The 12996-nt window shown below is 62.7% G+C and carries 13 protein-coding genes and 1 pseudogene; 3 read left to right on the forward strand and 11 right to left on the reverse strand.

Going from position 1 to position 12996, the window contains the following annotated elements; all coding sequences use genetic code 11:
• Positions 1 to 5: 5 nt before the first annotated feature.
• The 9 genes from ACPDIX_RS10115 to ACPDIX_RS10155 form a co-directional block, all read right to left on the reverse strand.
• On the reverse strand, positions 6 to 248 hold the full coding sequence (locus ACPDIX_RS10115) for a hypothetical protein (protein WP_423431676.1): 243 nt from the start codon (positions 246 to 248) through the stop codon (positions 6 to 8).
• Positions 249 to 334: 86 nt separating this feature from the next.
• Positions 335 to 640 (reverse strand): hypothetical protein, encoded by a 306-nt coding sequence (locus tag ACPDIX_RS10120; protein ID WP_423431677.1) that lies wholly within the window; start codon positions 638 to 640, stop codon positions 335 to 337.
• A gap of 617 nt (positions 641 to 1257) precedes the next feature.
• A complete protein-coding gene (locus ACPDIX_RS10125) occupies positions 1258 to 3636 on the reverse strand; it encodes an alpha-L-arabinofuranosidase C-terminal domain-containing protein (RefSeq protein WP_423431678.1) in 2379 nt (792 codons plus the stop codon).
• A gap of 132 nt (positions 3637 to 3768) precedes the next feature.
• Positions 3769 to 5088, reverse strand: a complete 1320-nt coding sequence (locus ACPDIX_RS10130; protein WP_423431679.1) for an endo-1,4-beta-xylanase — start codon at positions 5086 to 5088, stop codon at positions 3769 to 3771.
• A 1200-nt stretch (positions 5089 to 6288) separates the two neighbouring features.
• Positions 6289 to 6621: a hypothetical protein gene (locus ACPDIX_RS10135; protein ID WP_423431680.1), complete on the reverse strand. Its 333-nt coding sequence runs from the start codon at positions 6619 to 6621 to the stop codon at positions 6289 to 6291.
• Positions 6621 to 7418 carry a DUF1559 domain-containing protein gene (locus tag ACPDIX_RS10140; protein WP_423431681.1) on the reverse strand — a complete coding sequence of 266 codons (798 nt, stop codon included), beginning with the start codon at positions 7416 to 7418 and terminating at the stop codon, positions 6621 to 6623. The genes ACPDIX_RS10135 and ACPDIX_RS10140 overlap by 1 nt, the downstream gene beginning before the upstream one ends.
• Entirely contained in the window at positions 7415 to 7747 is a 333-nt protein-coding gene (locus tag ACPDIX_RS10145; RefSeq protein WP_423431682.1) for a hypothetical protein, read from the reverse strand. The genes ACPDIX_RS10140 and ACPDIX_RS10145 overlap by 4 nt, the downstream gene beginning before the upstream one ends.
• A gap of 191 nt (positions 7748 to 7938) precedes the next feature.
• Complete coding sequence (locus ACPDIX_RS10150; RefSeq protein WP_423431683.1) at positions 7939 to 8403, reverse strand: hypothetical protein; 465 nt, start codon at positions 8401 to 8403, stop codon at positions 7939 to 7941.
• Between the two features lie 286 nt (positions 8404 to 8689).
• Positions 8690 to 8941, reverse strand: a complete 252-nt coding sequence (locus ACPDIX_RS10155) for a hypothetical protein (RefSeq protein WP_423431684.1) — start codon at positions 8939 to 8941, stop codon at positions 8690 to 8692.
• A 216-nt stretch (positions 8942 to 9157) separates the two neighbouring features.
• Between ACPDIX_RS10155 and ACPDIX_RS10160 the strand changes: the two genes are divergently transcribed.
• A complete protein-coding gene (locus tag ACPDIX_RS10160; RefSeq protein WP_423431685.1) occupies positions 9158 to 10303 on the forward strand; it encodes an ATP-binding protein in 1146 nt (381 codons plus the stop codon).
• Positions 10304 to 10374: 71 nt separating this feature from the next.
• Here the strand turns inward: ACPDIX_RS10160 and ACPDIX_RS10165 are convergent, their stop codons facing one another.
• Complete coding sequence (locus ACPDIX_RS10165; protein WP_423431686.1) at positions 10375 to 11070, reverse strand: hypothetical protein; 696 nt, start codon at positions 11068 to 11070, stop codon at positions 10375 to 10377.
• A 293-nt stretch (positions 11071 to 11363) separates the two neighbouring features.
• Between ACPDIX_RS10165 and ACPDIX_RS10170 the strand changes: the two are divergent.
• Positions 11364 to 11606, forward strand: a pseudogene (locus ACPDIX_RS10170) (hypothetical protein); the annotation flags it as partial.
• A gap of 14 nt (positions 11607 to 11620) precedes the next feature.
• Positions 11621 to 11938: a hypothetical protein gene (locus tag ACPDIX_RS10175; RefSeq protein ID WP_423431781.1), complete on the forward strand. Its 318-nt coding sequence runs from the start codon at positions 11621 to 11623 to the stop codon at positions 11936 to 11938.
• A 356-nt stretch (positions 11939 to 12294) separates the two neighbouring features.
• On the opposite strand, the gene ACPDIX_RS10180 is transcribed toward ACPDIX_RS10175, so the two are convergent.
• Positions 12295 to 12993 carry a cytochrome c biogenesis CcdA family protein gene (locus ACPDIX_RS10180; RefSeq protein ID WP_423431687.1) on the reverse strand — a complete coding sequence of 233 codons (699 nt, stop codon included), beginning with the start codon at positions 12991 to 12993 and terminating at the stop codon, positions 12295 to 12297.
• Positions 12994 to 12996: the final 3 nt, after the last annotated feature.

A 12996-nucleotide genomic window follows, 5' to 3' on the forward strand; every position in this document is an offset into this window, starting at 1 on the left:
CAGACTCAGGCGGAGACGGTGAAGGCCGTGGGCACGCGCAATGCCGGGCCCACGACGGTCCGGTTGTCGTTTCCCAAACGGCCGTTGAACCGCTGGGCCGGCCCCACCACTCCGGGCACGGTCCGCACCGCAGCGGGCACCGGGATGCGTTGGACATGGTAACCGTTGCCCGTGGCATCGCGGATGTGGTTCGTCTCCATGTGCCAGACGGCAGCGAAGCCCGGACCGGCAAAGTCGTTCCGTCGCAACGGTAGGATGGTTCGGAAACGCCGTCGGCGCCCCACCAGACGCGCACGGTCAGCCCGTTGCTGAGCATGGGCATGCGGATCCACATCTAGGAATCGTCGGTCGGGTCCCACAGCTCGATTTGCGAGGGCAGTTCGTCACCCCTCTCATCCACGAAACGCAGTTCGGAGGCCGTGGGGGATCTTACCTGGCTGTAGCGGAACCCAGGCAGGTTGGTGCTGAACTTTACCAGGAGCGGAAAATCGGTGAGGACATCGTCGCCCTCGAGACCCGCCACCGTCAAACGGGCACTGTGGCGGTATCCGGTTGGATCGAACGGTTCCTGCGCCGGGCTGTTCCCCCGGCCGAACCCTGCGAGGAGCAGGTAAATGAGAATCCGCAGGAAGAGCATCATGCACCTCCGCCCAAGACCCTACCGGGCCCGCCGCCGCGGGGACCAACGGCCGGTTGCACCCAGGCCTATTCGGAATACCCACCCGGGCCGGCCTGCTGCGCTCCGGCACCGGGGCTTTGAGTTCGCGGAGCCGTCCGCCGTGCAGGGCCCTTCCGGCAGTTGGGCGGAATCATGGGCCCGGGCTCACTTCTCGGGAGGGTTGTGGCGCCGAGCTCTGGCCCGTGGGCACGAGCTTTTCCCATGCGGCCTTGCCCTCTGGACGGTGCAGTCCGGGTCGTGCACCCGGGAGCCGGTTTGCCCTCGCAAAGCCCGGCGTTCCGAATCCGGCTCGCACCGTGGCACGCGCGGGTCGAGGGCAGCTGGGGCCGGCCTCGCCGCCCCTGTCTGGGTTCCCCCCTTCCCAGGCGGAGCGATGTGCGCATGCGCGCTTCCAAGCGGGCGGGCACTTCGTACCGCAGCCCGCAAGATCGCTTCCGTTGTTGCGGATGTTTTTCCCCGGGACTGCAGGGGGTGCGTCGGACCGGCCGCCCTCCGCGCCGCTGCAAGGGCGCGTCCGGCGGGGCGCCGGATGAAGCCGGGGGCAGCCGCCGGTGAGGGTGCCTGCGGCACGGGCGAACCTACTCGGCCTCCCAGGAAACCAGGGTCACGCTGCAGGGCGCCACCTCGATGCGGTCGGTGGCGCCGTCGAACGGCACCTCCTCGATCCGCACGCGCAGGGGCTCGTCCGGGTCATTGAAGAGTTGCGGGTCTGTGCCGGCGATCTGCCAGCGCTTGCCGCTCTGTTTGAGCTGCGCACCGCGGATTTCGAGCGGGATGACCTGGGACTGGAGCGTGGGATTTACAATGCCCAGCGTGAACCGGCGCCGGTCCAGGCTCCAGGCCGCCTGGGCGTCAATCAGACCTTCGGTCCGCGTTTGCACGGGGAGTTCACCGAACTGATGCCGGTAAAGCAGCAGCACCAGGCCCGTGGTCTCGAAGGCGGCGTTGCGCCGGCTGGTTTTGATTGCCCCGATCACGTTGACCGTCTGCGCGTAAAACGCCGAGTGGATCAGGTCGCTCTGCCGGGCGTACTCGTGCAAGCCGGCGGCGATGCCGAGTGCGTCCTTCAGGAAGTAACGCGTGCCCAGCTCGCCAAAAACGTGCGGGCCGTACCAGTAGTTCCATTCGGTCATGGCGATGCGGATGTCCTTTCCCTTGAGCTGCGGAAGCTCGGCGCGCATCCGCCGGTGGAACTCCGCCTTGGCACGGATGTTGTCCGGGATCTGGCGCACATGCGCGGCCAGGCCGGACCGTTCCTGACAGTAGAAGTGTTCCGCGATCGCTTCCATGTGATCGGAGCAGCGCTCCAGCAGACCGCGGCTCCACGGACCCGCGTTGCCCGAGGCAATGCAGAAGATCGTGGGATCCACCTCCCGCATCTTGTCCACCACCCAGTTCTGTTTGATCACGTAGTGATCCAGCGACATGTAGCCCAGCTGCCACGATCCCCACATCTCGTTCCCCACGCACCAATAACGGATGCCGAAAGGTTGGGGCGACCCGTTGCGGGCGCGCCGGCGGCCCCAGTAGGTGTCCGCCGGTCCGTTGCAGTATTCGACCAGGGCGGCCGCCGAATGGGCGTCGCCGAAGCCGGTGTTCACCGTCACCAGCGGTTCCGCACCCACCAACCGGCAGAAGTCAACGAACTCGTGCAGCCCGAAGTCGTTGTGTTCGACGCCGGTCCAGGCCGGGTTGGTTCGGGGCGGCCGGCGGTCGCGATCGCCGATGCCGTCGCGCCAGTCATAGCCGCTGACGAAATTCCCGCCCGGCCAGCGGTAGATGGGCGCGGCCAGTTGGCGCAGCAGGGCCAGCGTGTCCGCGCGCATACCGTGGATGTTGTCGGCGGGCATCAGCGAGATCGTGCCCACGAGCAAATCACCCTGCTCCGCCCGGAGCTCCAACGAGGCGTCGTCGGTCGTCAGCCCGGCTTGGAAACGGAACGGATACTTCCGGTAATCGCCGCCGCGCACCCGGATCTCCACCGTTTGTGCATCGGGATCCCCTTTGCCCCAGCGCAAGGTGATCCGCGCGCGTCCCGGGCGCCTCTCGGCGGGTTTCAGCCAGACGTAACCCACATACTCCTTGCCCGCGGTCACGCCGAGGTCGTGCTGGCGGATGCCGGTGCCTTGCCTCAACAGGGGCGTGTGCCGGCCCACGAACGGCGCGTTGGTGGTCATCGCCACACCGTCAGGTGAACCGACAATCTCCCAGGGCGAGGCCCCTACCACCGGGTATTTCGTGTTCCTCAGAGAAGTGTAGGGTGCGTAGTTCGATGTGATCGGATGGTAGAACTTCCGGTCCTCCAACATCTCGGCCCAAATGCCGCCGTAGATGCAGCGGCCCAGGTGCTCGATGAACTGCCCGTAGACCAGGGGGGACAACGGTTCGCCCACCCGGGCGGCATCCACTTCGATCCGGGGCGCCGGTGGTTGCCGTTGTGCCACCTTCTCCAACGCGACGTCATCGAACCAGGCACGACCCCGCGCGCGGCCCCAGCCACCGTAAAGACAATTGATCTGTAACTCGGTTTGATCCTCGACATCGAACTCCACCTCGACCCGCGTCCAGTCGCGCGTGCCGGTCACCGCCGGGGTGACCGCGCCAGACAACCCGTGAACATTGAGCAAAGTCCCACGGCCGCCCTGGACCGGCTCCACCTCCTCCGTTCTGATCCATCCCGAAAGACGGTATCGCGCAAAAGGATCCACCGACACCGTCGTCGCCCAGGCCGCATCGGCGCCTGCCTGCGAGGAGATCATCACGCTGCGCTCGCCACTGCGCCCGCCGGCAACCCACTGGAAGTTTGCCTGCCCGGCCCATGTCTCGGTTCGCCAGCCCCGGGGCCGGTCCCCTTGTCCCGATTCGAAGGAAGAATTGCGCAGGAGATTCTCGGCGTGTCCCCCACACACGACCAGCCCACCTGCCACCAGACCAATTGCCCATGACCGCGATTTCATAAGCGTTATTAAGAAAACCGTCGCGTCCCGGGTCAAGGACTACCGAACGCCCTCGTCCGACGCCCCGCCTCCTTCCCATCCGGACCGTCCAGGGCCCGCACGAGGGCCCCTCGAGGCAACCGGCAGACCCCCTCAAATCCGGATTTCCAGCACATCCGCCGCCCTTTGCCCCCAGTAAGCTTCCCGGATCCGTTCCCGACCGCCCGCGTCCGTAACCACGATCCGATACCACCCGTGAAACGCCTCACAACTCCACGCACCTGCAGCATCTGTTGTGCCTTCGGCACGCGTCCACCAGCGTTGCCGAAGCAGGTTTTGCAGCCGTTCGTAGGCGGGTTTGGGTGACATGTCCGCACGCAGCAGTCCGGCCGCGGCCCGTTGCCAGGCGCCCCGGTCGGACAAGTCCCACCAGGTGATGGCCTCCACCGCCGGATGCCCGAACAACGTCGTGTACAACTTCTCCACGTACTCCGCCTGGAGTTGTTCCAGTTCCGGCGTCGTTGGCCCCCAGTTCTCGCCCGGCCCCAGTCGCGGGCCGCTGAGCACCGTCACCTCGGTGAAGTGGAGCGGCCGCCCCAGCCGGGCGAATTGCTCGCATACCCGTTCGATCCTTCGAAGCGGCCAGGGGCCCCCGTGCATGTGGCTTTGCAGGCCCACCGCATCGTACAGCGGTTGCCCATCGGGACCACGCAAAGCATCGAGAATCTCGTAGTACCGCTGGTCCAGCCGGTAATCGTTCACCAGCAGCCGAGCCCCGGGATTGGCGGAACGGGCCACTTCGAGAGGCCGACGCGCGTAGGCCACGGGTCCCAACTTCTCCCCCCACCGGGCCATCCGCGTTCGATTCGCGCGGTCCGGCAAATGGGTGGGCTCGTTCACCACGTCCCAAATCTCCAATCGCCCACGAAACCGGCCCACAATCTCACGCACGCGTTCTTCCACGCACCGCGACAGGGCTTCGTCCTCCTCAGGCAACCAACGGGGTGAAGCGGCCGGATGATCCCACACCAAAGGGTGTCCCTTGCAGACAATCGCATGCTCACCTGCCCAGCTCAGTGCGCGCTCCACGCGCTCGTGACCGGGTTCCCCCCGCCGGGGTTCGTACCAGCTCCAGTAGAAGCCCAGCGTGGCAAAGTTGAACAGATCCGCAAAACGCCTGCGATAATCCTGCTCGAGTGGATCGTCCCTGAACCTGCCGAACTGAAAAAGGTTGCAACCGAACAGGAACTCGTGTCGCACCATCTCCACCCGGACACCCACACCGGCCACAGGGCGGCCCTCCGCATCCCGGACGACCACGGTTCGACGCCGCCTGCGGTGACGCCGGATCCGATCCTCCGCCTGACCGAGCAGATCCAGCTCGGCCGGCTCATCCCCCCTCGTTCGCCCCAGCATCCAGGGCCCCGCCGCGGTGACCAGCAGCCCGCGCCGGAAAAACTCGCGTCGCGTCATGCCCTGATCAGAGACGACGATGCCCTCTCCACGTCAAGTACAACGGTTTCGGGCAGGACCCCATCCCCTCCTGAGCCCCGGCGTGCCGGTCGTGACACAATCCCGCCTCGCACGGATCGGCGCCCCGCGGCATCCAACAGCGCCCACCACCGCGCCCGTGGCCCGCGAGACTCTGATGCCGCGCGCCCCGCCGAAGGTACAATTCCCGCATGACCTCTTGCCCTGCGGGGCCGCCCCCCCGGAAAAAATGGTCCGGAACGAGAAGGCGCTGCGCCCATGGCCCGCCGAACCACCCGTCCGCTCCTGATTGGAACATTCCGTCATCTGGGGGATTACCCGTATGTGCCTCCCTCCCACTCACGAACGAGATTGCCCGCGCAATCGGACAACCAACCATGCGCCCGCGGTAAACACACAGCCGCTGTAAAGGAAGGCCCACCGGACCCAAACGCAGTCCACGATGCGCCCAAAACCGCACTGGAGAGAAAGTCCTCCACCCGGTCCACGGTGGCAAGCCATCCAAAGGCCATCCCATGTTGGTCTTCAGACACCAACTCCGCACAAAGCGAATCTTCCAGCGTCTCCTCAACGGCAACATAACTCCCAGAACGAACCCGGCCACAAGGGTCCCCGGATGCGGTGGCAGCCCGATGAAGATGCCGGTCATCAGCGCGGACAGACCATGACCGCCGGCAAGCACGACCGGCTTGGGAAAGCGATCCGCCAGCCGGCCAGCCACGGCTTCACACACCGCGTAAAGCACGTTGTGTGCCACATAGAGCGCCACCGCCGCGCTTGCCGAAGATCCAGAAGATGCCCGAGCTCACCAGCACAACAAGGAACGCAACGAGCAGAGTCCTCTTCATCACCGTGACGGCGTCCTGTATATTTGCGTTTTGCAAAATTGCACATTGTTTTCGCCGAAAGTACCCAAAAGGGGGCCAGTGCGCATGACAGCGCTAGTCGTCCGGCAATTCCCCGGAAATGCTCAGTCCCGAGGGCTGTGCGAGCGCCTGGAAGTAGCGCCCCTCAGCAACGTGGCAGCGCGGTGAGCCGCCGGCCAGGTGCCGCCCGCGGCGGCAGCGGGCGGGCTGAAAACCGCATTCGTTCACGCATAACCGGGCACACATTGTATCCCCAGCACAAAGCCGCCCGGGGCAACGCCACTTTTCAACAGCCTGCGATCACAGCGATCAGGACTCAGACATCAATGAAATCTCTTAATTCGTCTTTCACCCATTCCACGCGCCGTGGGCCGAATGGCGCCCCCATGAGTTCTTGATAAACGCAGCAATAGGCTTTGTGAAGGCGACCTTGTGCATCCTTGTAAATGACTCGAAATGATATTGTGTTCCACCACCCTTTTGCCCAATAGGCAAAAGGAATCCACCAAATGTGGAGAGGTTCGCAGCCGCGTTCCCACAAATCTCGTTTGACGGCTTCACGAAAATACATTGCGCCCAAAAACCACAGTACGGCCACGATGCAGACTGCACCTGCCAGTAAAAAGTAGGGTTTCACATCCTCGCTCATTAGCCCCACCTTTCCCGATGCGGTTCGTTGTCATAATTCCAGCGGCGGGCAGCGGCGTCGCTGAATTCGACCCACTTCCACCAACGATTCCATTCCAAGTGGCCGTCGAGAAAGAGCATGTTCGCGCCCTGGCTGTGTACCGTTCCAACTCTCACCGGGCGGCTGGAGTCCAACGCGCTTTGGAGGTAAACACCGTGAAATACACCCCAACCCGTCAGTTTTACCCAATTGCAGGGCCCACTATTTGTTGTTCCGATCATCTCGTCGCCAATCGCAATCATATCCGAAGGCATTCGGATTTCGCTTGGCTGACGAGTAACGGTGTCCGCATTCAGTGGAGTTGCCTTGACAAGCCCCCAATTGGCTATCGACACGCCATTTGCGTTGATGGCGTAACAGAATGGACGGTTGCCCTCGATGTTTGTTGGATACAAATAACCCAGCGCCGAGGGATCGGTTGTCCAACGGAAAAAGGATGGAAACGACGGGCAATTAAAAACCTCCGAATTGTTGGCTAGATACGGTAGAATCAGCGCATTCCAAAGGCTCACCGCCGAACCCTTCGGATCAGCAGCGCCACGCCCCGCCGGAAGCCAGCGAAAGCAGGTGTGATACTGGTTGTGTTCGTCGGCATATAAATTCAACGCCAATCCGAGCTGGCGAAGAGTGTTTTGGCAAACAATTCGCCTCCCCTTTTCTTTCGCCCGATTCACTGCGGGTAATAACAACGCCGCTAAGATCGCAATAACCGCGATTACCACGAGCAACTCGATCAGGGTGAACGCGCTTTTCTTCATGACCGGATTTTGTAAACCGCCTGCCAAGCAAAGAATCCCCCGAGCAAGCTTCCCCATCTGAGAACGACACGAGCAACACGCCAAGTCCAAGAGCGATCCTCATCGGGCGGAAAGCCACAGGACAAAGCGGTAAAGACGGCAAGTCCAATATATCCGAGTCCGCTCAACAGGGCTGCCGTGCCCTTCACCTCTACAAAATGGAATGAGTAAAGCGGCGTGTAGCGTTCATGGACGGGAATTGTCGCGTGCATGAACACGATACACTTTAAGCCGTAGCCACCTGCTATGATTGCTGGCGAATTGCTGAGCAGAAATCTGATGATTTGCACGGGCGTTCGTATTTTGATTTGCGTCCAGGTTCGGCTCCTAAATTAATAACCGTCATACCACCCGCGCATGCCGTTAAGCGGGAACGATTGTGATCTGTAAAGGAACTCAACTACTTTTGCAGCATCAGGTTGAGCCGTTCTTAGCACCTGCAATTTGCTGCGTCAAGCTTTCTGCAAAGCTCGGCACGGCATCAAAAAGCGGCTCCGAAGCATGGCGACGCCCGATGCTCCATCCAAAACGGCGTGGCGACGATCCAGAGAAGTGGCGCGCCGAGCAGCCAGCGTTGTGCAGCGGCCAGATCGAGCGGATCAGCAAAGAACAAGAGCGGAGGCAGCAACGTGCCCGGCAGGGCCAGGGCGGACAGGAGTTGGGCGAGGCGTTTCATGAAGTGACAGGGCTTGCACCGGGCAAGGCGGAAAAGTGTCGTTGCATCAGCGCGCTCAAGCCGACGTAGAGCAACAGGCGACATGACCAGGATGGCTGATTTATAAAGTAAATCTGCAGGCCCTGGCAGAGCAGCAGCCGGGGTGCTGACCACCATGCCGAGCATCACCAGCACCGGTGCGTAGAGCGAACCGCCGCCCTTGCCGAACATCGAGAAGACCCCCGATGTCACGAACACCACGAAGAAAGCGATGAGTAGAGTCGTGTTCATCCTGTTCCTTGACGGGCGGGCGCTGATTCCCCGCCGGGCTGTTGCGTTCTCATGTCTCCAGCGGCAGCCCCTTTCCAATTCCCGGCTCTGCCGGGACGGTTACAGCCAGCCGCAGATCGGATTGAGCGCAGTAGGAACTGGACCGGCCGAAGTCGGCGAGTGCGAGGTCGCTCAACCAATAGCGCGCGTCCTGGAACTCGATGAACGCGTGCGCCTGATCGGTGAACCCGTAATCGGCGCTCAGGCGCGTGCGCAGCAGGAGGACATCGTCCGCCGCGCCCGTGCCTTAGTGCAGGATGTTAAAGTTGTCGAGGTATTCGTAGCGGGCACGCAGGTTGAAGCCGAAGTCGAGCCTGCCGGGACCGGCCTTGATGTCTTTAAGCGGCGAATACCAGGGCTTGGCAGACAGCGGAGGGGCGTTTTGTGAAGGCGGAGCAGAGGGTCCTGCGGCCTGGAGCGAGAAGGCCAGGCAGGCGAGTATGACAAGCAGGGCGCAACTCAGAGCGACGTAGCCCAGATTGCAAATCTGCCGTAGCACGGATGGGTCACCCGCGAATCCCCGGTTGCGTCGAAGCCTCTGCCCACCACCAATCGGCGAGACAGCAGACTGCCGGTCTGCGCTAAGGTGTCTGCCGCCTGGCGGCCGGCTGGGTGTTCCCCCTGCGCTCCCATGCCCGAAAAGGCGGGCGGCACGGCAGTTTCCAAACGTCAGCGAACTTGCATTGGGTTTGACCAAACGCCAATATACAAACGTATGGTAAAACGCCCATTTTGGATCAACCTGGTGGAACGTCAGTGGGCGCGGCGGTCCATCGTGTGGCTGCACGGCGTCCGGCGCGTGGGCAAGACTTGTCTGGCCCAAAGCCTGGAGCGGGTCGAGTATTTCGACTGCGAATTGCCGCGCGTGCGTCGCGCGATGGAAGACCCGGAGGGATTCCTGTCCGGGCTGCGCGGCAAGAGGGTCGTGCTGGACGAGGTGCATCGGCTGCCCAATCCCTCCGAGCTGCTCAAGATCGCGGCCGATCATTTCCCGGACGTCCGCGTGCTGGCAACCGGTTCGTCCACGCTCGGGTCGAGCGCCCGGTTTCGCGATACCCTGGCGGGGCGCAAGGCCGACGTGTGGCTCACCCCGATGATCGAGTCGGACCTGAAGCCGTTTGGCAACACCGACCTGCCACACCGCTTGTTGCACGGCGGGCTGCCGCCTTTCTTCCTGTCGCCGGAGTTGCCGGAGCGGGATTTTCAGGAGTGGATGGACGCGTATTGGGCCAAGGACATCCAGGAACTGTTCCGGCTGGAAAAGCGTGCCTCGTTTCAGCGGTTCGTGGAACTGCTTATGGCCCAGAGCGGCGGGCTGTTCGAGGCCACCCGATTCGCCGCGCCGTGCGAAGTCAGCCGCACGACCATCCAGAATTACCTGGCGGTGCTGGAAGCCACGGGGGTGGCCATTGTGGTCCGCCCGTTCAGTTCGCGCCGCAGTCACGAAATCATTGCCGCGCCCAGGGTTTATGGGTTTGACACGGGCTTCGTGTGTGCCCACCGGGGCTGGACGGATCTCCGGCGTGAAGACCTGGGCGTGCTTTGGGAACACTACGTCCTCAACGAACTGCTGGCCCGCACGCAATCTTCGGCCGTCCGTTACTGGCGGGACAAGCAGGGCCACGAAGTGGACTTCATTTTCGTGCCGCGCCGCGGCCCGGTCCTGGCGCTCGAATGCAAATGGTCGGCCCGGGACTTTGATCCCGTCGGATTGCGGGCTTTCGCCCGAAACTATCCGAAGGCTCGGCTGCTGGTGGTGACGACCGACGCTCATCCACGATTCCAACGCAAGTGCGATGGTCATACCGTGGAGTTTCTGAGTCTGAACGAGGCCGCAAGGCTCATCGCCGGTGACGAATAAATGTGCCTGCCCAACGGAGGCGTCCGCGCCTTGGGCCGACTGGTTGGATGCCGGATTGGTCCACTCCGCGTTCACACGGTTGCTGGTGTTGTTTGTCCCAGGCCGGCCTCCGGCGCAGCGGGTTTGCCGAGGCGCAGGACCAGCGTGAGGACGTACACCAGCGCGAGCAGAACCAGGCCGGCATCAAAGCCGGTGTAAGCCCAGCGGGTCAAGGTCGCGAGCCATCCAGGCTTCAAAAGCACCAGCGCGCCGCACGCACCGGTCAGCACCAGCAGTACCCACAAGGCTTTGCCGAGAACCGCCGGCGTGCCTGCCGTTCCGCCGTTGACGGGACGGTGCAGCGCGAGGACCAAGCCCACGAGCAACACTCCCATGCCGATCCAGAAATGCGCTGCATCGAGCGTGAACCGGCGGGCGGTCATGTATTCCGCCAGGCCGGGCGTGCGCACAACCAGCAATCCGCCCACGACCAAGCCCGCCAAGGCAAGCCAGGATAGCGCGACGGCCGTTTGGGGTGTCACGACGCCATACCGCAGCGCCACGTTTCGCAAGCCAAGGATGACCAGCAAGCCCGCCAGCAACGCCAGCAGCCCGTAGAGGATCGGCTTAAGCGTCGCCTCCCGAAAAGCGCCCAGCCGCACGGCGGCGGTCGAATAGCCGAGGAGCGTGTAATTCGGCGTCCACACAGGTCGGGCGTCGTCAAGCGAGAACGCGGCCAGCAGCACTGGCTGATCGAAAAAGCGCGAGTTAAACGAATGGCAGTCCACGCAACCACTCGCGCCAAGCGAATGCTGGGGCTGCCCGCAGGACGGTTCTGGCAAGCAGAATCGTTTGACCATTGGGTGCGGGACGACAAGGAACGAGCGAGGATCGCGCGGTATATCCGAAACAATCCGGTTACCGCGGGACTTTGCCAGCGGCCGGAGGATGCGCCTTGGAGCAGCGCATGGCGTGAACCGAGCGAAGTCGAGCGCTGCACCCAAGCGTAGCGCAGACTTCCAGTCTGCTGTGTCGCGGATTTCCAATCCGCAAAAGCTGCAAACTCTCCAAAGCGCCTCGAATGACCACACCCCGCCCACTGGAAGTCGGCGATACAGCAGGTTGGAAACCTGCGCTACTAGAACCTATCCCAAAACCATTGACAAGCATTTGTGACTTAGTCATCCTGCAGTCGTGCCGAAACTTACAGACAGGCTGTTGGATTGGTTTTGCGCACGCATTCCGGATCCTCCCAGGAAGCCCCAAGCGCGGCCGCCCCCGAACCGACAAGCACAAGGCACTGGCGGGCATCTTCTGGTTGTTGGACCACGGAGCCAAATGGAAAGACCTGCCCCGGCAATTCGGCTCCAAGAGTGCCGTCCACATGCCTTCCAGCGCTGGGGGCGGGAGGGTGTATTCGAACGGCTGTTGCAGGAGGCCGGGCAACTGGTGGAGGAGCACGGAGAGTATCGGCTGTATGAAGGCTTTCCGGATGCGGCGTTCTGTCCGGCACGTGGTGGAGGCGACGGGATCGGGCGCACGAAGGTGGGCAAGGGGGTGAAGATCCTCATTGCCGTGGACGCCCGGGGATTGCCGATTGCGGTGCAGAGCTGTTCGGCCCGGCCGCTGCAGTTTCGGCGGCAGTGCATCCGGTAAGAGAAGTCGAGCCGGGCGTTTGAGGCGTATTTGCAGATGGCCTGCGCGTTTCTGCTGGTGCGGCAGGTGTTCGGCTGAGCTGCCAGGAGAGCTTTCCTGCCATCGTGTTGATGCAGCTGTTTTGTTGCGGCCCCGGGTCGCTGGTCGCCCTTTGTGCTGGTTAGCCATCCACAAGCCTGACAAGGCACTTTCCCTGCTCCGCGAAGGTCTCCTCGGTGTGATGTGTACCATCTGATCTTCGCCTCGCACGACTCCCACCACGCCGGCAAACGACTTACAACGACGGTTTAGGGATAGGTTCTAATCAGAACCAACGCACGTGTCATACGTGGACGGGCAACTATTCCCCCACACGACTAGTGGGCAGTATAAACCAGCCAGAGGCCTGCCAGCATAACCAATACCCCACAAATGGTTTTCAGAATGGTGACTGCTTTTGACCGTTCGTTCCATCTGAGCCAGCGCTCGACAAGCTCAGTAAATGTGCCTGCTGCAACGATCACGCTGCAATGGCCGATGCCGTAGGCGAGCAGGAGCAGCGCGCCGTAAGCAAAATTGGTTGCCGCAAGCTTGAAAGTGACTGCCAGCATCGGGGCCATGTAGGCGAACGTGCACGGGCCGAGAGCCACACCGAACACCAGTCCCAGAATGAACGCCCCCAGCAGGCCCTTGCGTTTCATGTCCACCTGTCCCGGCCCGGACCACGGCATGGGGATCACGCCCACAAGATGCAGCCCCACAATGAAAAAGATGAAGGCAACGAAATAGTTCCCGTACCGGCCCACGTCGCCCATCATGCGACCCGCTGCTGCTGTGATCGCGCCAACGGCCGCGATGGTAATGAGCATGCCCACAGCAAAAACTGTCGCGGTCCAAAACGCACGCCGAACCGTCACCTGGCCCTGCTCGCTGATGAACCCCACAATGAGCGGGATGCTGGCGAGGTGGCACGGGCTGAGGACTATGCTCAACACGCCCCAGGCTGCCGCCGCGCTCAACGCGAGCAACGGCGTGCCTTCGACAGCACGGCTTAGGGTGGTGAAGAGTTGTTCCATAGA

It is taken from the genome of Limisphaera sp. 4302-co, from assembly GCF_049537155.1.
Classification (GTDB): Bacteria; Verrucomicrobiota; Verrucomicrobiia; order Limisphaerales; family Limisphaeraceae; genus Limisphaera.

Coding starts and splice junctions, on each gene's coding strand:
- ACPDIX_RS10150 (WP_423431683.1), bottom strand. CDS start 8,403: ATGAACACGACTCTACTCATCGCTTTCTTCGTGGTGTTCGTGACATCG.
- ACPDIX_RS10175 (WP_423431781.1), top strand. CDS start 11,621: ATGGAAAGACCTGCCCCGGCAATTCGGCTCCAAGAGTGCCGTCCACAT.
- ACPDIX_RS10180 (WP_423431687.1), bottom strand. CDS start 12,993: ATGGAACAACTCTTCACCACCCTAAGCCGTGCTGTCGAAGGCACGCCG.
- ACPDIX_RS10120 (WP_423431677.1), bottom strand. CDS start 640: ATGATGCTCTTCCTGCGGATTCTCATTTACCTGCTCCTCGCAGGGTTC.
- ACPDIX_RS10135 (WP_423431680.1), bottom strand. CDS start 6,621: ATGAGCGAGGATGTGAAACCCTACTTTTTACTGGCAGGTGCAGTCTGC.
- ACPDIX_RS10130 (WP_423431679.1), bottom strand. CDS start 5,088: ATGACGCGACGCGAGTTTTTCCGGCGCGGGCTGCTGGTCACCGCGGCG.
- ACPDIX_RS10125 (WP_423431678.1), bottom strand. CDS start 3,636: ATGAAATCGCGGTCATGGGCAATTGGTCTGGTGGCAGGTGGGCTGGTC.
- ACPDIX_RS10140 (WP_423431681.1), bottom strand. CDS start 7,418: ATGAAGAAAAGCGCGTTCACCCTGATCGAGTTGCTCGTGGTAATCGCG.
- ACPDIX_RS10160 (WP_423431685.1), top strand. CDS start 9,158: ATGGTAAAACGCCCATTTTGGATCAACCTGGTGGAACGTCAGTGGGCG.